The organism is Pedobacter sp. UYP24, from assembly GCF_054057295.1.
This window is the reverse complement of record NZ_JBSRZD010000019.1, coordinates 1-24,110: the sequence shown is the minus strand read 5'-3', so window position 1 is coordinate 24,110 and position 24,110 is coordinate 1. Positions and strand designations below refer to the sequence as shown.

Sequence of the window (24,110 nt, the reverse complement as noted above, 5' to 3'; positions counted from 1 at the left end):
GGGTTGCAAAAGTAGAAAAAAAATCAACCACACAAAATATTTATAACAACTAATTTGTATCAAAAACTTAAACCCCTAAGAAACAAGTACAAAAAATTCGAAATCAAGATCCAACTGCCCTTAATAAACCCAAATCAAACCATAAAACGCAATCCCCACAAACCCTAATACAAAAGCATTTTTAGACAAATTCTCCCATTAATACAGCATAAGCATCAAATTTGTCGCGTAAACAATCAATTCTATAGGTACATACCCGGTATTTACAACGTACTTAATACATGGTTGAGACATGGTTGATACATCTGGGGATGTACCAACCATGTTCCAACCATGTCTCAACGATGTATCAACCATGTACCAATCTCCTAAACATGAGCAATTAAATGCTAATAGCTTATTAAAACGGCGACTTGGGAATAATTATAATCGGTAGTTATTAATACTGACCTGTAGCCAAAAGAACTAAGGTACAGGCGGAGACTGGTTCAATTGCATTTGCAACCAGCAATTTTTCTAGTTTGCTATTTTCAGTTCCTGGATTAAATATCACTCTTTTAGGATTTGTATTCAATATATAATCATAATACCCTTCCTGCAAATCCTGACCTATATATAAGGTTATGGTATGCACTCCCTGATAAATCTCACCCGGCGGCTCAATTTCTACTCCGGCAACCTCCCCTTTCTTTATCCCAACATTAATTATATCATGCCCCTTAGCTTTAAGCATCTGCGCCGCACGATAAGCATAGCGTGTTGGATTAGGGGTTGCTCCTATAATAAGTGTCTTCTTCATGATGTGAATTTTAAAAACAACAAACAATCATTGAATCTGTTTAAGCAAACTTTAAAACTGCTTTAGCGCAATTAACGCCATCAATCGCGGCAGATACAATTCCACCGGCGTAACCCGCGCCTTCGGCACAAGGAAATAATCCATCTATTTGAGGATGCTGATAGGTTTCTTTATCTCTGGGAATACGTACCGGTGATGAAGACCTACTCTCTACCCCTACCAATATTGCTTCATTAGTATAATAGCCTTCCATTTTTTTACCAAATACGGGCAAAGCATTCTTCAAACTTGAAGCCACAAAATCAGGCAGGGTATCTTTCAATGTAACGCTTTTTGTACCAGGCAAATACGAATTCCTGGGCAAATCATTCGATAGTCTTCCCTCTACAAAATCAACCATCCGCTGTGCTGGGGCAACAAGTTTACCACCACCTAACGCAAATGCTTTCTTTTCTATTTCTGCCTGAAAATGCATCATACGAAGGGGGTCAACACCCTTTACATCATCTAAAGTGATCTGTACCACTGTTCCAGAATTTGCAAAAGGATTGTTTCTTTTGGAGGGCGACCAACCGTTCACCACAATTTCACTTGCATGAGTTGCGCAAGGTGCAATAATACCACCTGGGCACATACAGAATGAAAAAACGCCTCTGCTACCCACCTGTTCAACCAAACTATAATATGCTGGTGGCAGAAAAGCACTTCTGGCATCACAGTGATACTGGGCCGCATCAATAATTGCCTGCGGATGCTCAATTCTTACTCCTAAAGCAAAGGCCTTGGCTTCTACAGTAATTCCTTTGTGATGTAATAGTTCATATATATCCCTTGCAGAATGACCGGTTGCCAAAATAACGGCATCAGATCTAAACTCTTGTTCCTCATTTATAACCACACCTTTTATCTTTCCAAATTGAATGATAAAATCAGTTACCTTGCTGTCAAAATGAACTTCCCCACCAGCATTTAAAATCGTTTCTCTAATGGCAGTGATGATTTGCGGAAGTTTATTTGTTCCTATATGTGGGCGCGCATCGATAAGTATATCCTCAGAAGCGCCATGAGAAACAAATATCTGGAGGACCTTATTTATATCTCCCCTTTTATTTGACCTGGTATATAATTTCCCGTCTGAATATGTTCCAGCACCCCCCTCGCCATAACAATAATTGGATTCTTTATTCACCAAACCTTCTTTGTTGATTGCCGCAAGGTCTCTTCGGCGTTGCTTCACATCTGTACCCCTTTCTAAAACAACTGGCTTTAATCCATCCTCAATACATTGAAGTGCCGCGAATAGCCCAGCTGGGCCAGCGCCTATAATAATCACTCTTTTCGCATCGCTAACATTGCGATAGTTTAGATTAAAATGTTCGGGGACCGGTTCTTCGTCCAGATAAACTTTAACCTGTAAGCGATAAATTACCTTTTTGGATCTGGCATCTATAGAGCGTTTTAAAATCTGGTAACCTGAAATCCTATTTGGTTTGACCTTTAGTGAAGCGCTAAGCTTATTTTTGATAATGCCTTCATCAGACAGTTCCTCTGGAAACAGCGTAATTTCTATATCTTTTTGCATATTAAGCCAGTCAGGTTTTTATCCTGAATAGGGTAAAGTTACAAATAATATAAAGTTAAATCGCTTATATATAAGTTAGGACACCATGAATTTCTTAGGATACTTCGGATACAGACACGGTAGTAAAATAAACAATGCTTCGAAATGGCAAGCAGAAAAATCGGTGTTTGATGGCTGTGTTCTGGGTGTCTGATGGGTGTTGGCTCGGTGTATTCACCCAGAACATACCCCTAGAAGGCCGAAAAGACCCAGAAATAAGTATCCAATGTGTGCAAGCCATATAGACGGATCGCGCACAAAATATATAACGTTTTTTTATAAGTGGCCTGACTGCCAAAAAGTCCACAATGGTGTTCTAGATATTTTGAAAATAGATATTTTAAAATTAATACAGCTTTTAGAGCATATTTGTAACAAAGGAATGAAATTTGAGTTCTAATAGTTAAATTAACAATTGATTTAAAGATGAGGCATTTTAAGCCACGTCACCTTAAGAAAAAAAATATGAAAAAAGGAGTTTTAGTAGTAGTTGGAATTTTAGTATTGCTGATAGCATTAAGTGGATGTGGTTATAATGGGCTTGTTAAACTTGATGAAGATGTACAAGCAAAATGGGGACAAGTAGAAACGCAATATCAGCGCCGATCTGATCTTATCCCAAATCTGGTAAGCACTGTTAAGGGAGCTGCAAAGTTTGAACAGACAACTTTAACACAAGTCATTGAAGCTCGTTCTAAAGCTAGTCAGATCAAAATAGATCCAGATAAACTTACTGAAGAAAACATACAAAAATATCAGGCAGCTCAAGGCCAGTTAAGTCAGGCACTGGGTCGTTTAATGGTTTTAACAGAAAACTATCCAGAGTTAAAGGCTACTCAGCAATTTTCGGATCTTTCGGGACAATTAGAAGGTACAGAAAACAGAATTAGCGTTGCGCGTAAAGACTTTAATGAATCTGTACAAATTTACAACACAAAGGTTAGGTCATTTCCTAATAACATAACTGCAGGTTTATTCGGTTTTAGCAAAAAGGCATCCTTCAAAGCAGATGCAGGAGCTCAAAATGCACCAAAAGTAGAATTTTAACTATTATGGGTTTATTCACAGACGAACAACAAGAACAAATTTCTAGTGCAATTGCAACTGCAGAAAAAGCTACTTCTGGTGAAATTAGGATAGCAATTGACAAAAATTGTTCAGGGGATGCTTTTGAAAGGGCTACATCGTACTTTGTAAAGTTAGGGATGGATAAAACGTCGAGACACAACGGAGTACTGATCTACCTTGCTCATGATGACCAAAAATTTGCCATTATAGGAGATAGTGGAATAAATAAGGTGGTGCCAGAAGATTTTTGGGAAACTACAAAAGTTGCTATGCAGGCACATTTTGCGTCTGGAAATCTTGCGCATGGAATTATTGCAGGAATAATGCTGGCAGGTGAAAAACTTGCCACATTTTATCCTTTTGAAAGCGGAGATATTAATGAACTACCTAACGAGATTGTATTTATGGATCAATCCAATAACCAATAGCGATGAAAAGATCATTCACAGCATTGCTTTTACTGATTGTTAGTTATGCTGCTTTCGGTCAGGACTTCCCTACTAAACCTGGGAAGCTGGTAAACGATTACACAAATACCTTATCTGCCTCTCAGGTTTCCCAACTAGAGCAAAAGCTGGTTGCTTTTGATGATTCAAGCTCTACACAAATTGCAATAGCAATTGTAAAATCGGTAGGTGCTTATGATATAAATGATTATACACTTCAATTGGGAAGGAAATGGGGTGTTGGGCAATCTGGGAAAAACAACGGCATCATGATCGTTGTTTCGCTGGGTGACAGGAAAATTTCTATACAGACAGGTTATGGGGTTGAAGGCGTACTGCCAGATGTTTATGCTAAAAGAATCATTGAAAATGAGATTAAACCCAATTTTAAAGCCGGAGATTATTATCAGGGCTTAGATCAGGGTACAGATGCAATCATAAAATATACTCGAGGTGAGTATAAAAATGACTCACCAAAATCCAAAGGCAAAAAAGAAGGTGGTATTCCATCGATGGTTATATTAGTTATCATCATAGTAGTTATTGTTATCGCCATCAAAAAAGGTGGTGGTGGTGGTGGCGGACAAGTTATTGGTGGACGAGGAGTGGCCAATGCCCTTTTCTGGAGTATGCTTTTAGGAGGCGGTAGTGGAAGAAGTTCTGGCAGTGGCTGGGGTGGCGGCGGAAGCAGTAGCGGAGGAGGTTTCGGCGGATTTGGTGGTGGAAGTTTTGGCGGTGGCGGAAGCAGTGGTAGTTGGTAACCCCATATTTAAATAAACATGAGTATACTTAAATGGAAAACACTTTCTTCAAAATATTTAGTGAGAGAGAAATGGGCTACGCTTCGCGTAGATGTTTGTGATTTGCAAAATGGGATAATTAAAGATGATTATTACGTTTTAGAATATCCCAATTGGGTTAATGCTGTTGCCCTTACGGCCGAAAATAAAGTTATCATGGTTTCTCAATACAGGCATGCCGGAGACATTATTTCGCTAGAGATCCCAGGAGGAGTAATAGATGGTGATGAATTACCGGAAGATGCCATCAAACGAGAATTGCTGGAAGAAACAGGTTATTCATTTGATAACGCTGAGTTGATATGTACCAGTTATCCAAATCCAGCTACATCCACAAACGTTACTTATACATACTTATTAAAAGGAGGGATTAAAACCCATGAACAACACCTTGATGATCATGAGATACTGGAAGTTGAGGAATACAGTATTGATGAGGTTAAAACCTTTTTAAAAGATAATTTGATTGCGCAGGCTTTACATTCAAATGCATTGTTTTACGGATTTTTGAAACTTGGTGAATTGAAATAGTAGTTTTTGTTAACAAGGATAACGTTAGCTCATTTTTAGTTTTTTCTGAATGTCATGAACGTAACCTTTAAATTTCTTATCGGTATCTATTAAATCTTCCACGGTCTGGCAGGCGTAAATTACAGTCGAGTGATCACGACCGCCGAAAAATGCACCAATAGTTTTCAAAGAAGATTTTGTATGGCTTTTTGAAAGGTACATAGATATTTGACGGGCCTGAACGATTTCACGCTTACGTGTTTGCGATTTTACCATATCCACAGGAACTTCAAAATACTCGCAAACCAGCTTTTGGATGTATTCCATTGAAATCTCCTTAGAGGTATTCTTAATAAAGTTCTTCAGCATTTGTTTGGCAAGAGCCAAATCAATATCCTTTTTATTGAGTGTTGACTGTGCAAGCAGTGAAACCATTGCCCCTTCAAGTTCACGAACGTTATTGTCAATGTTATGTGCAACATATTCAACAACTTCGGCAGGAAGCTCTATACCATCTGCATACATCTTTTTCCTTAAAATAGCAATTCTTGTTTCAAGATCAGGAATCTGAAGATCAGCAGAAAGCCCCCATTTAAATCTGCTTAATAAACGTTCTTCAAGTCCAGCCAGATCCTTTGGTGCTTTATCAGAAGAAAGAATTACCTGCTTACCCGATTGGTGAAGGTGATTAAAAATATGGAAAAATATATCCTGTGTTTTCTCTTTGCCCGCAAAATTATGTACATCATCCATAATGATCACATCCATCGCCTGATAAAAATTAACAAAGTCGTTAATGGTATTGTTCTTTAATGAATCTACAAACTGTTGACAGAATTTTTCACAAGACACATAGATAACAAGTTTATCCGGCATGTTTCGTTTTATCTCATTACCTATTGCTTGAGCAAGGTGGGTTTTACCTAATCCAACACCTCCATAAATCATTAGTGGATTGAATGATGTTCCTCCAGGCTTCGCTGCTACAGCATATCCTGCAGATCTAGCTAATCTATTGCAATCCCCTTCAATATAATTATCAAAGGTGTAATTCGAATTTAGTTGAGGATCAACATTTAGCTTCTTTAATCCAGGGATGATGAAAGGATTTTTAATATCCTTATTAATGGATACGGGGATTGGCATAGATTGAATCTTTGCTTCTGCTCCATTCCCATTGCTAGGCATGTTAGTAGTATATGGAGATCCGGTATTGCTTGACTTATCTACTACAATGTTATATTCTAACCTACCTTCATCACCTAATTGCTTCTTAACTGTTTTGCGCAAAAGCCCCACATAGTGTTCTTCCAACCATTCATAGAAGAATAAACTGGGAACCTGTATGGTTAAAACTTTGCCTTCCAGTTTCAATGCTGATATCGGTTCGAACCAGGTTTTGAAACTCTGGGTAGGAATGTTATCTTTTATGATTTGGAGACAGTTTTTCCATACTTCGGTACAAGTTTTTTCCATAGTAATTCTATAATTTGTTGGTTTACAGTTACGATACAAGCGATAATAATTAGCTGTTTCGAGAGATCGAATATTCAAAAAATTATCAACAAAAAAAACTTAATTTTCATTTATTTGGTAAGTACTTAGCCAGCAATACCATATCATACTTAACCTAAATTTTTTGTGTTGATAACTATTTATTAACACATGTTCTAATATTCTTCGAAAACATTATTAAACCAGTTATCTATTTCAGAACGGCCGTATAAACTTATTTACTGCGGATATCAACATAATAACATCTTAAAATATATAACTGGTATTGATTAGCTGAAACAGCAATTTATGAACAAAAAAAGAATCCGAAAGTGGGTATAGATTTCCAGTTACTCCAATTAGAAAGTAAAACCTTGCTGGGTCGGCAGAGCTATCTAAACCAGCTTATGTGAACATAAAAGCAACTCAGAATTTCTTGTGTATATCGCTTTTTATCAAATCTAAAGTCAGATCGTAAGGATTTTGTCCGACCCCCGCCAGATGTTGCAATACCTTCCTACTTAAATCCAACCCGGTAGCATCTTGTGGGAGGCCGGTCGCGGCATTAACAATCATTGCTTGTGTATCCTCTTTAAGCTTTCGCACAACATTCCATGTAGGTGCGCTAACATAGAGCTGTTGAGCAATGTTATGTTGATACTCTGCATTAATTTCATTGATTACGATAGACTGCATAGTAGTTATAGAGATTTCTGGTTGATGAAGCCGAATAAGGATGTTTGCGGGATTGATACGCTCCACAAAAACTATCATTCTCTCATAGGCTTGGATTCTCAAATTGAACAACCGGTCAGCATCCATATTAGAACCTCCACTTGTTTTAAACTTCAAATACTGATATAAATTATCCTTAACCAAATAATAGGCAAATCCCACGATAATAATTCCGGCTAATGCCATTATAGCAACTTGATAAAAAAAACTTAACATTCCCACTTTCCTTTGTTTAAATACGGTAATAATTAGCAACTAACCGCAGCAAAAATGTACATTTTATTTATATTTACACTAATATCAATTTGTGAGTTGATACCTATTTACGCTTTACTTTAGTGTTAATATAATTAAGTTTATACTTCTAATGACAAATACCATGAGTACTACAGTTGATACATCATTTGCACCTGTTACTTTTACCGAGGGTGCGGTAAAGGAACTTTTTAAGTTAAAAGACCAACAGGAAATTGGTGAAAATTTTGGCCTTCGTGTTGGTGTTGAAGGAGGAGGATGCTCTGGAATGAGCTATGTTCTTGGATTTGACCAAAAGAAAGAGGCTGATCAAGAGTTCATTATTGAAGGTTTCAGGGTTTTCATGAACAAAGCACATCAAATGTATCTTTTAGGAATGCAGGTTGACTGGCAGGACGGATTAAATTCAAGAGGCTTTACTTTCAGTAATCCTAACGCGGCAAGTACATGCGGTTGCGGCACCAGCTTTGCTGTTTAATTGGCAAACTTTGTAACATTATAACTAGTCCCGTTGTCTTAACAACGGGACTTTTTACTTTTATATCCTATAAGATTTTACTTCTATCGAATGACCTATACTGAAAATGTCAGACTAGCCCTCCAATCTATAAAAAGCAACCGATTAAGGACCATGCTTACAGCATTGATTATTGCAATTGGTTTATCTGCCTTAGTAGGAATATTAACTACACTAGATGCTGTTAAAAAGAGTATGACAGAAGCTTTTTCCAGTATGGGCGCTAATTCTTTTACTATTAGAAACAGAGGTATCGGTATCAGAGTTGGTGGCGGTGGCCAAAGGCCTAAACCATTCCGTTCTATCAAATATGAAGATGCCATCAATTTTAAGGAGCGTTTAAATGCCCCGGCAACTGTAGCTATTAGTGTAAATGCAACCGGTGGAGCAACAGCAAAGTACGACAAGGAGAAAACAAATCCAAATATCAATATTATGGGTATTGATGAAAACGGATTAAATTCTCAAGGATTAAATCTCAGTTTGGGACGAAATTTTAGTTTGGCAGAAGTTCTGGGTGGTAATAATTTATGTATTGTTGGAAGCGAAATTGCGACAAAGCTTTTTAAAAAAGAATCTCCGCTCGACAAAATTATAAATGTTGGTAACCATCGCCTAAAAGTAATTGGCGTATTAGAGTCTAAAGGCCAAAGCATGGGCTTCAGTGGAGACAGGGCAGTATTTGTACCCCTGCTAAAAGCTAAGCTGATCAACACAAACTCTAATCCTTCTTACACCATTACCGTGATGGTTGTTAATAATGACCAGATGGACAATGTGATTGGAGAATCAACAGGAGAATTCAGGAAAATCAGGAAAGTAAAAATAGCCGAATCTAACAACTTTGAGATCATTAAGAGTGATGCTATTGCACAAACCTTATTTGAAAATCTTAAATATATCGTATTAGGAGGCATTGCAATAGGTGCAATTACGCTCATAGGTGCATCAATTGGCTTAATGAACATTATGCTCGTATCTGTAACAGAAAGAACCCGCGAAATAGGGATTAGAAAAGCAATAGGAGCAAATCCATCAGTAATTAGAAAGCAGTTCTTGATAGAGGCCGTTATAATTTGCTTAATGGGTGGAGCATTTGGTATATTTCTTGGAATTGCCCTGGGAAATGTAATTTCATTTGCCATGGGTGGTTCTTTCATTATTCCATGGCAGTGGATTTCCGGTGGGTTCGCTCTTTGTGTAGTTGTTGGAATAGCTTCTGGTTACTACCCAGCAAAAAAAGCTTCAAAACTAGATCCAGTTGAAGCTTTAAGGTATGAATAAAAGAAATTATTGAATTTCTATCTTTCTGAATATTGATTATTATAATAAGCTTGATAGTTTCCTGATGTAACGTTAGTTAACCACTCTTCATTCTCCAGATACCATTCAACAGTTTTTGTTAGTCCTTCTTCGAATTGAAGACTTGGCACCCAATTTAACTCTTTTTGAAGTTTGGTTGAATCGATAGCGTATCGAATATCATGGCCTGCCCGATCAGTAACAAATGTAATTAGCTTAGCAGATTCACCAGCTGTCCTTCCTAATTTCTTATCCATTATGTTACAAAGAAGATGGATAAGATCTATGTTTTTCCATTCATTGTGCCCCCCAATGTTATAGGTTTGGCCGGTTTTAGCGTCATGAAAAATAACATCAATCGCTCTTGCGTGATCTTCTACCCATAACCAATCGCGAACATTTTCACCCTTTCCGTATACTGGAACCGGCTTGTCATTTTTAATATTATTAATGGCCAATGGTATCAGCTTTTCAGGAAAGTGATGAGAGCCATAATTATTAGAACAATTAGAAATTACAATATCAATACCGTACGTATCATGGTAAGCCCTTACAAAATGATCTGAAGATGCCTTAGATGCTGAATATGGACTATGAGGATCATAGGCGGTAGTTTCAGTAAACATGCCAGTTTCTCCCAAAGCCCCATAAACCTCGTCCGTAGATACATGGTAAAAACGTTTCTTATCATATTCTCCTTTCCAAAATTCACGGGCAGCATTTAAAAGATTTACAGTACCGATTACATTAGTCATAACAAAAGCTGTAGGATCTGTTATAGACCTATCAACATGAGATTCGGCAGCTAGATGAATCACAGCATCGAAATTCTCCTTTTCAAAAATCTTATTGATCTGAACAGCATCTGTGATATCTGCTTTTACAAAAGAATAGTTTGGCATATCCTCTATATCAGTAAGATTAGCAAGATTACCTGCGTATGTGAGTTTATCAAGGTTAACAATATGATAGTCAGGATAATTAGTTACAAATCTCCTTACAACGTGCGATCCAATAAAGCCCGCACCACCAGTTATCAATATTTTTTTCATTCTCTTAAATTTCTTTAGGCACTGCTAACTCCTGGGCCATTGTAGAAGTTCTTTCGGTATATATTTTAGTTAAAATTGAATTTATAGCATCCTTCATGTCAAATTGAACATCTTCATGAAGTTTGTAAAACTTAGTTAATAATGACATTACAGATCTAACGAAATATAGGTACAGTTTTTCGTTAAATTTGTACATTGGAGAGAAGATACCTTCTTTAAATGTAATAGGAACATTTTTTAACAGGTGTACTCTCAATTCCATTTCTGTCATCAAATCTTTGGTCACTTTAAAATGATGATTTATAACAGCAGTCAGCTTCCTCATCTTAAGAAGAGTATCTTTAGCATTAGATTTATTTGCTTGTAATTCTACAATACCGGCATCAATAACATTTTTAACTTTGGAAAACCTATCTAGTAAATCTTCTTCATTTTCCAATAACATAAAATGAAGGTGTTCTGTAAGCACTTTATCTTTAGCAATAAGCCTCAACAATAACTTATCCTTTTCCTTATCAGGGAGGGATTTGATTTCTGCTTTTAGATCTTTATGCTCAGCTAAGCGCATTAAAAAGGATTATCTTTTAAATATTTTTCCCAATTCCATGCTGAACGCATCATATCATCAACACAAAGTTCTGCTGTCCAGCCCAATATTTCAGAGGACTTGGTCACATCACCCCAAACTTTTTCTACATCTCCACTTCTTCTTGGCCCAATGTTATAATTCAACTTTTCACCAGTTGATTGCTCGAATGCATTTACGATTTCAAGCACTGTTGAACCTTTACCAGTTCCAAGGTTAAAAACCTCATAGTTAGCATCTGCTTCGGCGCTTTCCAATCTTTTTATAGCAGCAACGTGCGCCTTTGCCAAATCCACCACATGTATGTAATCTCTCACTGCACTTCCGTCCGGCGTATCATAATCATTTCCAAATACTGTTATTGGACCCCGTTTGCCAATTGCAGATTGGGTAATAAAAGGCACTAGGTTCTGAGGTACGCCAATTGGAAGTTCGCCTATTAGCGCAGTAGCATGTGCTCCAACCGGATTAAAGTAGCGAAGTGATATCACGTTTAATGAAGGACTAACTTTACAGGTTTCCTGTAGGATTTCTTCTGCGATTTGTTTGGTATTTCCATAGGGAGACTCAGCCTTTTTGGTTGGTGCTTCTTCTGTTACAGGAAGCGAGTCTGGTTGCCCATATACAGTACAGGAAGAAGAAAATACTAAATTTAAGGAACTTTTATAAGCATTGATCAAGTTGATCAATGAATAAAAGTTATTCTTATAATATTTTAAGGGCTCCTGAACAGATTCTCCTACGGCTTTGAAAGCAGCAAAATGAATAACACCAGAAATATCAGGATATTTGGCTGCAAATTCTACAACCTTTGATTCATCACAAAGATCCAATTCAACAAATTCAGGTTCTATACCAATTATCGCTTTGATCTGTTGCAATATTTTTGGGCTGGAATTTGCAAAATTATCAATAATTACTACCTCATATCCTGCATTATATAGTTCAACTACGGTATGGGACCCTATAAAACCGGTTCCTCCGGTTACTAGTATTTTAGCCATTTATTATTTGTTATAAGTTGTAAAATCTTTGTGGTCTTTATTTATTAGTGCTTCCTGTGGTAAAGACTTGAAATACTCGTAAGTGATCTTCAAACCTTCAGCCCTGCTTACTTTAGGCTCCCAACCTAATAATGACTGTGCCTTAGTAATATCTGGTCTTCTTTGTTTTGGATCATCTACTGGCAAATCTCTCAACACTAACTTCTGCGAAGTTCCTGTTAATTTGATAATTTCTTCACCAAATTGTTTGATCGTAATTTCATCAGGGTTCCCAATGTTTACTGGCTGTGCGTAATCGCTTAACAAAAGACGATAAATACCTTCTACTAAATCGTCAACATAGCAAAATGACCTTGTTTGAGAACCATCACCAAATACAGTAAGATCCTCACCTCTTAATGCCTGACCAATAAAAGCCGGCAGAACACGTCCGTCATTCAGTCGCATTCTTGGGCCGTAAGTGTTAAAAATTCTCACAATTCTTGTTTCAAGTCCATGGAATGTATGGTAAGCCATAGTCATAGCTTCTTGAAAACGTTTAGCTTCATCATAAACTCCTCTCGGCCCCACAGGGTTAACATTTCCCCAATACTCTTCTGGTTGAGGATTTACATTAGGATCACCGTAAACTTCAGAAGTAGAAGCGATAAGCATTCTGGCACCTTTGTTTTTTGCCAAACCTAAAAGATTATGGGTTCCAAGTGAGCCAACCTTTAGTGTTTGGATTGGTATTTTTAAATAGTCAATAGGACTAGCCGGAGAAGCAAAATGAAGTATATAATCAAGATCGCCAGAAACATAAACGAACTTAGAAACATCATGATGAGAAAACTCGAAATTTTCCAAACTAAATAAATGTTCGATATTCTGAAGATCACCTGTAATTAGGTTATCCATACCTATAACATGATAGCCTTCTTTGATGAACCTATCACACAAATGTGAGCCTAAAAAACCAGCGGCCCCTGTAATTAAAACTCTTTTACGCTCCATTAATTATAATTTATTACAAAAACCAGTTTATATTATTTAATTTAGAACACCATCAAAACAGCTTTTGAAAGATATTAACGCTGTTCCGGTTTTATTGAACTATCTTCGGCTAAGATAATAAATAAACAAAACAAATGCTTTGGCTTTACAATATAGCTATTCAATTTTATGGATTAGTTGTTAAGTTCTACTCTTTATTCAACAATAAAGCAAGACTGTTTATAAATGGCAGGGTAAACATTTTTGAAAACATTTCAAAGCAAATAGACCCACTACAAAAACACATCTGGTTTCACTTTGCTTCTCTTGGAGAATTTGAGCAAGGAAGATCAGTACTTGAGAGGATCAAGGCGGAACATCCAAATAAGAAAATTGTAATTACTTTTTTTTCACCTTCTGGATATGAAATCAGAAGAAACTATGCGTTAGCCGATGGTGTCTTTTATCTACCTCTAGACACCCAAGCGAATGCAAAGAAATTACTCAAAGTAATTAATCCTGAAATTGCTGTATTTACCAAGTATGAATTTTGGTACCACTATTTTAAAACTTTAAATGAGAATAGCATTCCTGTTATTTTAATTTCAGGGATTTTTAGACCAGACCAGATTTATTTTAAATGGTATGGTTCTTTTAATAGAAAAATCTTAAAATATGTGAATCATTTTTTTGTTCAAAACCAGGAAAGTGTCGAACTTTTAAATACCATACAGATATCAAATGTAACATTGAGTGGTGACACTAGATTTGACCGCGTTTATGAGAACTCGGAAAATCCAAAGAAAATTCAACAAGTTGAACAGTTTGTAGGCACTTCCCCTGTTATGGTTGCCGGAAGCACCTGGCCAGCTGATGAGATTTTGATCAACAAGCTAATAGAAAAGCATGCCAACTGGAAGTTCATCATTGCGCCTCATGAAATTAATAAAGCGCGGATTGACAAGATTAGAATTTTGCTCCCAAAGGCAATATTACTCTCCGAATGGCAAAGTAACTCAACTGGAAACGTCCTCATCATAGACAATGTTGGAATGCTTTCTTCTCTTTACAATTATGGACGTATAGCATATATTGGAGGGGGCTTTGGAGTAGGGATACACAATACACTTGAAGCAGCTGCATTCGGCATACCCGTTATTTTCGGACCTAATTACGCAAAATTCCAGGAAGCCAAAGACCTGATAGATTTAAAATCTGGTATAAGCATCAATAATGAAACTGAACTTAATGAAGCTTTCGAGCTATTAACTGCTAGTAAGAATGCAGCCAATGATGCAAAAGAATATGTTCTTAGAAAAACTGGCGCTACAGATATGATTGTCAAGTATGTATTTAACCTACTTAACTAATGGCCATTTCTGCCAAAGCCTGTATAAACTTCGGATGATCATTTAGACTTTCTACCAACTGAACTTCTTCTCCGCCTAAAGCTTTGAACTCTTCATGGTACTCAACAGTAATTTCATACAGGGTCTCCAAACAATCTGCTACAAAAGCCGGACTAAATACCAATAATCTTTTTTTACCTTCAGCAGCAAGCTTTTTTAATACATCAGTTGTATAAGGCTGTACCCAAGGTTCTTTACCCAAACGAGACTGAAAGCAAACGGTATAGTTTGAAGCAGGAATATTTAGCTTATCAGCAATCAACTTAGCTGTATGATGTCCCTGAGCTGAGTAACAAAATTTATTAGTATCATTTATGGAAAGGCAGCAGCCATCACTTTTGAGACAATAATGACCAGTATGATCACATTTTAGAAGTTGGCGCTCTGGAAGTCCATGAAAACTAAATAGAATATGGTCATAAGATGATGGATCATATTTGACTGCATTCTCTGCAAATGTTTCTATAATAAGTTCGTTACTATAAAAAGAATTAACGAATGATATTGCGGGTACTGTAGCCCATTTACTTACAAGATCCATTACATGCTGGATAACAGAACCTGTGCTGGCGGAGGCATATTGCGGGAACATCGGAATTACCTTAATGCTTTCAACCAAACCTGCTTTCATTTTTTCTAAAGCAGATAGAATAGAAGGATTCTGGTAGCGCATGGCTAACTCTACATGATAATCTGCTCCTAGTTTTTCCTGAAGCAATGCAGCTTGTATGCGACTGTAATAAAGAAGCGGGGATCCATTTTCATCCCAAATTTCCTTATACAATTTTGAGGTTTTAGGACTTCTGAAAGGAACAATGATACCCTTAACCAGCAATGTTCTTTTAAAAGCATTAATATCTATTACCCTTTCATCCATCAGAAATTGATCAAGATATTTTCTAACATCAGCTACCTCTGGACTATCTGGAGTTCCTAAATTGACAAGTAATACACCCTTTTTTCCCATACTGATGCGAAATTAAGTTAATAAAATATAGTATTCAATGTTATAAAAGGAATAATTGCTTTTTAATGATCAAGCAAGTATGATTTCACTTGCTCCATTAGCCACATCGGAGTTGATGTTGCACCACATATTCCAACACTATCCTTCAGACTAAGCCAATTAAAATCTATTTCTTCCACATTAGAGATAAAATAAGCATTTGGATTGAACTTCTTACACACATCATATAGAACTTTTCCGTTGGAAGACTTCTTACCGGATACGAACAAAATAACATCAAAGTTCACTACAAATTTCTCCAAATCTGTATACCGATTTGAAACCTGCCTGCAAATGGTATCATTGGCTTTAACATCATATCCACGGCTTATCAATTCGTCCTTTATTTGGTAAAACTTATCAGTGCTCTTTGTGGTCTGACTGTATAGAGTAAATTTAAGAGGAAGCGTTACATGATCAAGTTCGGCAATATCCTGAAATACGATAGCCTTACCATCTGTTTGCCCCTGTAAGCCTACCACTTCTGCATGACCATGCTTACCGAATATCAGTATCTGCTCATTATCATCATGCGAACTTTTAATTCTGTTCTGCAATTTTAAAACAACAGGACAAGAGGCATCAATAAGTGTAAGGTCATTTTGGAGTGCCAATTGATAAGTCGATGGAGCCTCACCGTGCGCCCTAATCAGCACTTTTTCGCCATGCAATTCTTGCAATTGCTCATGGTCAATTATTCTCAAACCTTTATCAGTGAGCCGCTTTACTTCTTCGTCGTTGTGAACAATATCACCTAAACAATAAAGATAATCCTCTTTATCCAAGATGTCTTCTGCCATATCAATGGCGTATACTACCCCAAAACAGAAGCCTGATGCTTTATCTATTGTTACACTCAGATCGTATTTCATTTCAAGTTAAAGTGTTAAAATACAAAAATACGTAAAAAGAAGATCATATTATTTTCATGAATGCTATTGCTTTGTAAACAACTTCTTTAGCATTGCAGATATTAGTAACCCAGCCATTGAAAGCATCTGCAGGGGATGCAAGAGGACATTAGAAACAGGATTTTGTCCAACTAAAAATGAATTCATAATGCGCCCTAGAAAAATCAATCCTATTGGAAGCGTAAAAAATGCCATCTCAAAATTCCAAAGCATAACTATTGGTCCAACAACTACCAACATTAAATAAGCGAATGCTCCAGAAATATTATTTCCAAGGACCCGAAATAGATCATCACCACATTTTGTCGGAGTTACTAAATTGTTGTCCCATAGCATCTTATTTGCAATCAAAATTTCTGAGTTCAACTTCTTTTCTTTTATTAAAGCACAAATTCGATTTGCTGGAAGCAGGTTTTCTTCGTCTTCATCTAACCAATTGTTTGCGCTAAACATACTTGCTTCAAAAAACATACATCTGGAATCGGCCGCAGAGAAGGCAGACAGATTTAAAAGCTTTACAAGCCGTAATGGAAGCAAGTTAATCAAAACAAGATCTGCCAGTGGATTGAATATTCTACTCTTAAAATCAGTTATTGTTTTATTAGGGATCAGACTTAAAAGCGCTAGATCAAAAACCTTCATTCTATAGATCATACTATTAATTAATCCATTTTTCACAACAGTATGCTTATCCAGAATCAATAAATACTTTCCTTGAGATTTCGCTATCAGATCTGATAAGATAGAATTATTGTATAAAGTTAAAATTTCAATGTTTTCGTAATCCTGTTTGCATATTGATTTTATAAGATCGCCGTCCTCATCATTCTCCTCAAAAATAATGATGGATATTAGATCTGAAAACTTACGCCCATAATGTCCAAGCTTGGGATTAGAGAGAAAGTTAAATAGGGTAACGGTAAACCTTAGTATGAGAAATAAAAGTACTATATAAAAAAAAATGAGTATTAAAGACTGCATCATACGTTAGCTATAACCAGACTGAAAGATGATAACATGGAGATAGTGCCTAACTTAAATATACTCTATCATCTTCGCCCTCTGCGTCCATGATTACATCAACATGCTCTTTAAGAATAGTTGCCAATTGCATCCCCACAAAATCCGTTGCAATTGGAAATATTTTGTGACTTCTATCTATCAACACTACAGTTCTAATTTTTTTATGCGGTGTATTAATAAATACACCCAAGCCATATGCTAAAGTCTTACCACTGTTTAGCACATCGTCCACCAAGATTATCACCTTATTTTTCCAATGAGATTCATCAAGATCAGTTTTAGCCACCAATTTACTATTCAATCTATCCAAATCTACCCTAAGCATAAGAATCTTAATATCTGATATTTCTGAAAGAATTTTTTGCAAACGCAACGCTAATTTATAACCTCTGTCCCATATTCCGGCAAGCACAATTTCCTTCTCATTCAAATTATCTTCTAGTATTTGATATGCAATTCTATTGATTTTTTGCTGTATTTGCTTTTTGTCTAGAATGAGTAATTGAGATTCTGCCATAGATGTAAACAAGTTTATAATATTACAAAAAGAACCATTTTGAGGGTCAATATCAAACTTAGATAAAAATATTTATTCGGCCCTTAAAAAAAATAAGATCGGTTGCAACGTTTCACTGTTAATTGCGTCTAACAGATATACCAGTAAATATAACCAAGGCGCTGTAAGCTACAGCAAGTGGTGGAAGTGATGGTAATTATAAAGGTAGTGCCGCCGTTAAAAGAATTAGTTTGGTTTAAGCGGTGATGTAAAGACTAAAGTAAAATTTAGATAATTAGTAGTTAAAACCTGCCAGGTGGATACCGGCAGGTTTTTTTATGCTATTTCCTGGCTTTATATGGATAAAAAATAAAGTTAGCCCCTTCTGGAACCACAACAAATACACACATATAATCCTCTGGCTTTTTGTAATTTTTCAAAAACATTGCTTTCCTATCTGGCGCAATAATTCCCTTCTCCACAAACTCTTCAATCGTACTTGCTTGTATAGACCATTCTGTATTTAATTCTTTTCTATCTAAAATCAATTCTCCAATATTAACTGTGTGTTGATGTGCAATAAAAATTGGGTTTGAAGACAACCCCTCTACAATGATCTCAAGTGCAATTTCTCGCATAGACTCTGCATATAATTCAAGATCCTTTTCAACACTTAACAGAGGGCTTTTCTTTTTTTCCGGCTGATTGTCGTCCGGTTGCGGCGGCAATAATTCTTCTATATCCATAAGTATATTAGTTGGCTTGGCTTTTTGCTAATTTTAACAATACAACGTTTTCTACATGTTGTGTGTGGGGAAACATATCCACAGGTTTGATTCTGATTACATCGTATTTTTGAGTTAATAATGCCAAGTCCCTCGCTTGGGTGGCCGCATTACAGCTTACATAAACTATTTTATCTGCTTCCATTTCCAATAAACGCTCAACAACATCTGCATGCATACCGGCGCGGGGAGGATCAGTAATAACTACATCAGGCTTGCCGTGTGTATTAATGAATTCACTAGTCAAGATATCTTTCATATCACCTGCATAAAAAATTGTATTTCTTATATCATTCAATTCTGAATTGAATTTAGCATCTTCAATTGCAGTTGGCACGTATTCAATACCAACAACCTGTTTAACGCTACTTGCTATAAAATTCGCAATAGTGCCAGCACCTGTGTACAAATCATAAACTAACTCGTTTCCCTTAAAACCAGCAAAGTCCCGGGTTATCTTGTAAAGCTCATAAGCCTGATTTGAATTTGTTTGATAAAAGGACTTAGCCCCAATTTTAAAACGTATTCCATTCATTTCCTCAAAAATATGAGCTCTTCCAGAAAATAAGATTACTTCCTGATCAAAAATAGTGTCGTTCTTTTTTTGATTAACAATATACAACAGGGAAGTTACTATAGGAAAATTCATTTTCAAAAATGTCATTAACCCATCTATAGTCGTTTGATCTGAGTAAGCAAATACCACAACAACCATTACCTCTCCTGTTGAGGAGGTCCTGATTATCAGATTCCGAAGATTACCTTCATGATTGCGAAGATCATAAAAAGTTAATCCATTGTTAAGCGCATAAGTTCTAACACTATTTCTTATAGCATTGGAAGGTTCTGCCTGAAGGTAACAGTGCTGTATATCAATAATTTTATCAAAACGAAGCGGAACATGAAAACCCAAGGCATTCATTTGTAGTTCTTCATTTGTTCCTTCCAAATCTTCCGGCCGCTCATCCATATCCTGCTTATCCAACCAGCGTTTGTTAGAAAAAGTATATTCAAGTTTATTACGATAATACTTATTCTCTGCAGATCCAAGTATTGGTTCCATTGAAGAAGTATCTATCTTCCCCAATCGCTGTAAAGCAGCTGCTACATTCTTACTTTTAAAGTTTAATTGGGCATTATAATCCATATGTTGCCATTTACAGCCTCCGCATACTCCAAAGTGCTGACAAAAAGGATCAGTCCTCAAATCTGAAGCTTGAATTAATTTCTCAATTACAGCTTCTGCAAAATTCTTCTTCTTCTTAACAACACGAACATCTGCAATGTCTCCTGGAACTGCTTTATCAACAAAAACTACCAATTCTTCTGATTTACCGACTCCCTTGCCTTCTTCAGCTATATCAATAATATTAAGATTAGGAAGGATGGTTACCACTCCTGATTTTCTATTTCTAACCATTATCCGGCAAATTTACACGTTTTTTTTGTCGTGTTGAAATAATCACTACGCTTTGACGTATTCAGATTCAGAACATGATCAATTTCGATAAAAAAATTGGCATAATGACAGTAATAGTTGCATGAGACAACTATGAAAATTGACACTCAATTTTTACTTGCCTAAAATTCTTAGTAGAAAACCAAAAATTCCATCAATCAAGTTAAAACTCATATCAAATTTCTCATCCACGAAAACAGAGATTTCAAAAATTTCTTTACTCATGACACAAATAGCTTTCAACGCTACAAATATGCAAGTTTTCATACCAAATACCAAAACGGTATATTGATTAAATAAAAATCTATAAGGCAGCTTTTACAAGAAAAGGAAGAAGTTCCTTTTGAAAGCTTACAAAGTTTTTCCTCACATCAGAATCACTAACGGAGGTAAATGCAAAAGAAAAGCAGATACTTTTACTTGCTTTAAGCAAAAAGGCCAATCCTTCTTTGCGGGAAGGATTATTTTTAAAATGATCAAGTTCCAGATAGGCAGATAAAAGAAGGGATTCCAATTGATCTGAAAGGTGTTTTAAGAATTCTTGTGAATTTGTATTTTCTCTCACAAAATCCCACCCGATAAACTCGTTGCATACCGTGTAAGTTAAACGACAGGTTTTCATTACCAAAGCCTTCAAATGCTCCTCCTCATCAGCAAATTGTGCCTTATTCTTCAGAATTTCATGGAGATTCAGATCGAGGTAATTCATCAGGATAGCATCCAAAATCTGCTCTTTACTTTCAAAATACTTGTAAATAGTGGCCTTCGCGATCCTTGCCTTTTTGGCAATTTCGTTGACACTTGTTTTATGGTAACCATACTTCCTAAAAAGCTCTTTGGCCGCCCTAATTATACTTTCTTTTATCTTTTCTGGTTCCATTAATTAGTTACCTGTATTGAATTCGGTGATACATACGTATTATATATTTTTAATGATGTTTTAGCTGGTGCCTTAACCGGACTGCCATCTTCAAGAAGATATTTAGCTCCAGAACATTTATCAGTTACTGTGAAGCTAGGGTCATCTAATTCTACCGCGCATCTTTTATCAGGATTTACCGTACTGCAACGGTCATAAGCAACATAACCTCCCGAGTTAGTTCTGTAAATTATGATGCCTGAAACGCCATATCCAGACAGAGTTACTGCTCCTCCAGGACTACTTAATCTAATCAATCGCGGGTCTGTGAGCGGAGCACTAAAATTTACAGGAACGTTGGGAATAAAATTCTCTTGTTTACCACATCCCATTAACAGCACCATAGGCAGTAATATTCCTGATAAATTTTTAAACATTATATTAAAGACGACTTATACTGCTTTAAAAATCGTGTATCATTTTCTGAAAACAACCTTAGATCCTTAATTTCGAATTTTAGATTTGCAATCCTTTCAATACCCATTCCAAATGCAAACCCCGAGTACTTTTCACTATCAATACCACAGTTTTCTAATACATTAGGATCTACCATACCACAACCTAATATCTCTACGTACCCACTATATTTGCACATTTGACAACCTGCACCTTTACATATAGTACAAGAAATATCCATTTCAGCAGAAGGCTCTGTAAAAGGAAAATAAGAAGGTCTAAACCTTACTTTAGTTCCCTCACCATAAAGCTCCTGCACGAAATAAAAAAGCGTTTGTTTTAAATCTGCAAATGAGACATTCTCATCAACATATAACCCTTCCACCTGATGAAAAAAACAATGTGCCCTAGCAGAAATAGCTTCATTTCTGTATACACGGCCAGGCATAATTGCTCTAAATGGTGGCTTGCCCGATTCCATCATTCTTACTTGAACCGAAGAAGTATGTGTTCGCAATGCGATATCTCCGAGCTCCCCTCCTTTTTTTATAAAGAAGGTATCCTGCATGTCTCTGGCGGGATGCTCTTCCGGAAAATTCAAAGCGGAAAAATTATGCCAATCATCTTCAATTTCAGGGCCCTCTTCTACTACAAAACCAAGTCTGCTGAAAATTTCAACAATTTCTCTTCTAACCAGTGCAAGTGGATGTCTTGCGCCTACCTCAAATCCTTCCCCTGGCAATGTTAAATCTACCGAAGCTCTGTTTTCTGTTTCAACAGCATTTTCCTGATCCTTAAGGGTCTTATATTTCTGTTCAGCCAGTTGTTTAAACTGATTTAAAACTTTCCCTAGAATCTTCTTCTCATCAGGAGAAACGGACTTAAAGTCTTCAAAAATATCTTTTATAATTCCTTTTGTACCAAGAAATTTAATGCGAAACTGTTCTAATTCATCTGCCTTTGTAGTTGTAAATGAATTGATCTCTTCTGTGTATTGTGTTATTTTGCCTTGTAACATATTGCAAATATACAGCTATTTAATTACACTAAGTTCCTTGCCAACTTTTATGAAAGCCTGGATAGCCTTATCCAAATGATGCTGATCATGTGCCGCTGAAAGCTGAACTCTTATTCTAGCCTTGTCCTGACCTACAACCGGATAATAGAACCCAACGACGTAAATCCCTTCCTCCAGCATTTTTGCCGCAAACTCTTGTGCAAGTTTTGCATCATAAAGCATTACGGGTACTATTGGATGTACTCCTTCTTTAATATCAAATCCTGCCTCGGTCATCTTTTTTCGGAAGTACATCGTGTTCTGTTCAAGCTTATCCCGGAGATTTGTTGTTTTGCTCAAAAGATCAAGTACAGCAACAGAGGCACCCGTAATTGAAGGTGCAAGTGTATTTGAGAACAAGTAAGGGCGCGATCTTTGTCTGAGCATATCAATAATTTCCTTCTTTCCAGAAGTAAATCCTCCTGACGCACCGCCGAGTGCTTTACCTAAAGTACCTGTAATAATATCAATCCTATCCATCACGTTGAAATGCTCATGAGTACCGCGACCGGTTTTACCCATAAAGCCAGTACAGTGAGATTCGTCGATCATTACTAAAGCCTCGTATTTATCTGCCAAATCACAAATCTTATCCAAAGGAGCAACCACACCATCCATAGAAAAAGCCCCGTCAGTCACAATTATTCGATGCCTTGAATCCTTTGCCACAATGAGCTGCTGCTCAAGATCTTCCATATCTGTATTTTTGTATCTGAAACGTTTTGCCTTACATAAACGAACCCCGTCAATAATAGATGCGTGGTTTAGCTCATCTGAAATAATAGCATCTTGATCATTAAAAAGAGGCTCAAAGACACCTCCATTTGCATCAAAAGCGGCCGCGTAAAGAATAGTATCTTCCGTTCCCAAAAATTCAGAAAGCTTTTCTTCCAGTTCTTTATGAACATCCTGAGTTCCACATATAAATCTTACCGAAGACATGCCATAGCCGTATTTATCTATAGCTTTTTTTGCAGCTTCAATTACTACCGGATGAGAAGATAGGCCAAGATAGTTATTGGCACAAAAATTAATAACTTGTTGCCCGGTGTTTATCTTAATATCAGCACCTTGAGGGGTAACAATAATACGTTCGCGTTTAAATAAACCGTCTTTTTCTATTTGTTCAAGCTCTTGCTTAAGAACAGGCTGTAATGTTTTGTACATGTCTAATAAGTTGTTGCAACCAAAGTTATGTATTTCTTATCTCTCAATAGTAACCTAATTTAATACTAATTAACGGACTGCCGCTTACAAGAACATTATGCAGCCAACATAACCTATTACATTTGTTACAAATTTCGTCTGTTTCTTTTTGCAGGTGTGTTTTACCATCGTTTTATATTGCTGGCACAAGGATAAGGGTTCTAAAGGGGGCAAAAGGGGTTAAATATGTCTCGTCCTGAATTAACTATACACCTGACTTATTAACACTTATTAGTACTTTGGACAATGTCAAAAGAAGTATCGGGTAAAAGATTTGGGCGA

25 protein-coding genes are annotated in these 24,110 nt (G+C 36.5%); 7 read left to right on the top strand and 18 right to left on the bottom strand.

Going from position 1 to position 24,110, the window contains the following annotated elements; all coding sequences use genetic code 11:
* Positions 1 to 439 precede the first annotated feature (439 nt).
* A complete protein-coding gene (locus ACVWYN_RS18285) occupies positions 440 to 799 on the bottom strand; it encodes a CoA-binding protein (protein ID WP_457290336.1) in 360 nt (119 codons plus the stop codon).
* A 40-nt stretch (positions 800 to 839) separates the two neighbouring features.
* On the bottom strand, positions 840 to 2,381 hold the full coding sequence (locus ACVWYN_RS18280; RefSeq protein WP_457290335.1) for an NAD(P)/FAD-dependent oxidoreductase: 1,542 nt from the start codon (positions 2,379 to 2,381) through the stop codon (positions 840 to 842).
* A gap of 504 nt (positions 2,382 to 2,885) precedes the next feature.
* On the opposite strand from ACVWYN_RS18280, the gene ACVWYN_RS18275 reads away from it, so the two are divergent.
* The 4 genes from ACVWYN_RS18275 to ACVWYN_RS18260 are packed head-to-tail and all read left to right on the top strand — an operon-like array spanning position 2,886 to position 5,265.
* Positions 2,886 to 3,467, top strand: coding sequence for a LemA family protein (locus tag ACVWYN_RS18275; protein WP_457290334.1), 582 nt, complete (start codon positions 2,886 to 2,888; stop codon positions 3,465 to 3,467).
* A gap of 5 nt (positions 3,468 to 3,472) precedes the next feature.
* Complete coding sequence (locus ACVWYN_RS18270; RefSeq protein WP_457290333.1) at positions 3,473 to 3,916, top strand: TPM domain-containing protein; 444 nt, start codon at positions 3,473 to 3,475, stop codon at positions 3,914 to 3,916.
* Between the two features lie 2 nt (positions 3,917 to 3,918).
* On the top strand, positions 3,919 to 4,695 hold the full coding sequence (locus ACVWYN_RS18265; protein ID WP_457290332.1) for a TPM domain-containing protein: 777 nt from the start codon (positions 3,919 to 3,921) through the stop codon (positions 4,693 to 4,695).
* Positions 4,696 to 4,713: 18 nt separating this feature from the next.
* Positions 4,714 to 5,265, top strand: a complete 552-nt coding sequence (locus tag ACVWYN_RS18260) for an NUDIX hydrolase (RefSeq protein ID WP_457290331.1) — start codon at positions 4,714 to 4,716, stop codon at positions 5,263 to 5,265.
* Positions 5,266 to 5,289: 24 nt separating this feature from the next.
* Here ACVWYN_RS18260 and dnaA read toward each other — a convergent pair whose 3' ends face one another.
* Together dnaA and ACVWYN_RS18250 are read right to left on the bottom strand one after the other, a co-directional pair.
* A complete protein-coding gene (gene dnaA, locus ACVWYN_RS18255) occupies positions 5,290 to 6,720 on the bottom strand; it encodes a chromosomal replication initiator protein DnaA (RefSeq protein ID WP_457290330.1) in 1,431 nt (476 codons plus the stop codon).
* A gap of 444 nt (positions 6,721 to 7,164) precedes the next feature.
* Positions 7,165 to 7,689: a DUF7935 family protein gene (locus tag ACVWYN_RS18250; RefSeq protein WP_457290329.1), complete on the bottom strand. Its 525-nt coding sequence runs from the start codon at positions 7,687 to 7,689 to the stop codon at positions 7,165 to 7,167.
* A 163-nt stretch (positions 7,690 to 7,852) separates the two neighbouring features.
* Between ACVWYN_RS18250 and ACVWYN_RS18245 the strand changes: the two genes are divergently transcribed.
* On the top strand, positions 7,853 to 8,206 hold the full coding sequence (locus tag ACVWYN_RS18245) for a HesB/IscA family protein (protein ID WP_457290328.1): 354 nt from the start codon (positions 7,853 to 7,855) through the stop codon (positions 8,204 to 8,206).
* 90 nt (positions 8,207 to 8,296) lie between these two features.
* Positions 8,297 to 9,529, top strand: coding sequence for an ABC transporter permease (locus ACVWYN_RS18240; protein ID WP_457290327.1), 1,233 nt, complete (start codon positions 8,297 to 8,299; stop codon positions 9,527 to 9,529).
* A gap of 17 nt (positions 9,530 to 9,546) precedes the next feature.
* Here ACVWYN_RS18240 and rfbB read toward each other — a convergent pair whose 3' ends face one another.
* The 4 genes from rfbB to ACVWYN_RS18220 are packed head-to-tail and all read right to left on the bottom strand — an operon-like array spanning position 9,547 to position 13,182.
* Entirely contained in the window at positions 9,547 to 10,599 is a 1,053-nt protein-coding gene (gene rfbB, locus ACVWYN_RS18235) for a dTDP-glucose 4,6-dehydratase (protein ID WP_457290326.1), read from the bottom strand.
* Positions 10,600 to 10,603: 4 nt separating this feature from the next.
* A complete protein-coding gene (locus ACVWYN_RS18230; protein ID WP_457290325.1) occupies positions 10,604 to 11,167 on the bottom strand; it encodes a hypothetical protein in 564 nt (187 codons plus the stop codon).
* Complete coding sequence (gene galE, locus ACVWYN_RS18225) at positions 11,167 to 12,189, bottom strand: UDP-glucose 4-epimerase GalE (protein WP_457290324.1); 1,023 nt, start codon at positions 12,187 to 12,189, stop codon at positions 11,167 to 11,169. The genes ACVWYN_RS18230 and galE overlap by 1 nt, the downstream gene beginning before the upstream one ends.
* A 3-nt stretch (positions 12,190 to 12,192) precedes the next feature.
* Positions 12,193 to 13,182, bottom strand: a complete 990-nt coding sequence (locus ACVWYN_RS18220) for a UDP-glucuronic acid decarboxylase family protein (protein ID WP_457290323.1) — start codon at positions 13,180 to 13,182, stop codon at positions 12,193 to 12,195.
* 134 nt (positions 13,183 to 13,316) lie between these two features.
* Here ACVWYN_RS18220 and ACVWYN_RS18215 point away from each other — a divergent pair, with 134 nt between their 5' ends.
* Positions 13,317 to 14,531, top strand: coding sequence for a 3-deoxy-D-manno-octulosonic acid transferase (locus tag ACVWYN_RS18215; RefSeq protein ID WP_457290322.1), 1,215 nt, complete (start codon positions 13,317 to 13,319; stop codon positions 14,529 to 14,531).
* On the opposite strand, the gene hemH is transcribed toward ACVWYN_RS18215, so the two are convergent.
* The 10 genes from hemH to kbl form a co-directional block, all read right to left on the bottom strand.
* Positions 14,524 to 15,537, bottom strand: coding sequence for a ferrochelatase (gene hemH / locus ACVWYN_RS18210; RefSeq protein ID WP_457290321.1), 1,014 nt, complete (start codon positions 15,535 to 15,537; stop codon positions 14,524 to 14,526). The two genes, ACVWYN_RS18215 and hemH, sit on opposite strands and share 8 nt — an antisense overlap.
* A 62-nt stretch (positions 15,538 to 15,599) precedes the next feature.
* On the bottom strand, positions 15,600 to 16,448 hold the full coding sequence (locus ACVWYN_RS18205) for a 4-hydroxy-3-methylbut-2-enyl diphosphate reductase (RefSeq protein WP_457290320.1): 849 nt from the start codon (positions 16,446 to 16,448) through the stop codon (positions 15,600 to 15,602).
* Between the two features lie 63 nt (positions 16,449 to 16,511).
* A complete protein-coding gene (locus ACVWYN_RS18200; RefSeq protein WP_457290319.1) occupies positions 16,512 to 17,471 on the bottom strand; it encodes a hypothetical protein in 960 nt (319 codons plus the stop codon).
* Between the two features lie 46 nt (positions 17,472 to 17,517).
* On the bottom strand, positions 17,518 to 18,027 hold the full coding sequence (locus ACVWYN_RS18195; protein ID WP_457290318.1) for a phosphoribosyltransferase family protein: 510 nt from the start codon (positions 18,025 to 18,027) through the stop codon (positions 17,518 to 17,520).
* Positions 18,028 to 18,347: 320 nt separating this feature from the next.
* Positions 18,348 to 18,752, bottom strand: a complete 405-nt coding sequence (locus ACVWYN_RS18190) for a hypothetical protein (RefSeq protein ID WP_457290317.1) — start codon at positions 18,750 to 18,752, stop codon at positions 18,348 to 18,350.
* A gap of 7 nt (positions 18,753 to 18,759) precedes the next feature.
* Positions 18,760 to 20,211, bottom strand: a complete 1,452-nt coding sequence (gene rlmD, locus ACVWYN_RS18185; RefSeq protein ID WP_457290316.1) for a 23S rRNA (uracil(1939)-C(5))-methyltransferase RlmD — start codon at positions 20,209 to 20,211, stop codon at positions 18,760 to 18,762.
* Between the two features lie 343 nt (positions 20,212 to 20,554).
* On the bottom strand, positions 20,555 to 21,130 hold the full coding sequence (locus ACVWYN_RS18180) for a TetR/AcrR family transcriptional regulator (RefSeq protein WP_457290315.1): 576 nt from the start codon (positions 21,128 to 21,130) through the stop codon (positions 20,555 to 20,557).
* Positions 21,130 to 21,546: a hypothetical protein gene (locus ACVWYN_RS18175; protein WP_457290314.1), complete on the bottom strand. Its 417-nt coding sequence runs from the start codon at positions 21,544 to 21,546 to the stop codon at positions 21,130 to 21,132. The genes ACVWYN_RS18180 and ACVWYN_RS18175 overlap by 1 nt, the downstream gene beginning before the upstream one ends.
* Positions 21,546 to 22,583, bottom strand: coding sequence for a phenylalanine--tRNA ligase subunit alpha (gene pheS, locus ACVWYN_RS18170; protein ID WP_457290313.1), 1,038 nt, complete (start codon positions 22,581 to 22,583; stop codon positions 21,546 to 21,548). The genes ACVWYN_RS18175 and pheS overlap by 1 nt, the downstream gene beginning before the upstream one ends.
* A gap of 15 nt (positions 22,584 to 22,598) precedes the next feature.
* Positions 22,599 to 23,789, bottom strand: coding sequence for a glycine C-acetyltransferase (gene kbl / locus ACVWYN_RS18165; RefSeq protein WP_457290312.1), 1,191 nt, complete (start codon positions 23,787 to 23,789; stop codon positions 22,599 to 22,601).
* Positions 23,790 to 24,110 lie beyond the last annotated feature (321 nt).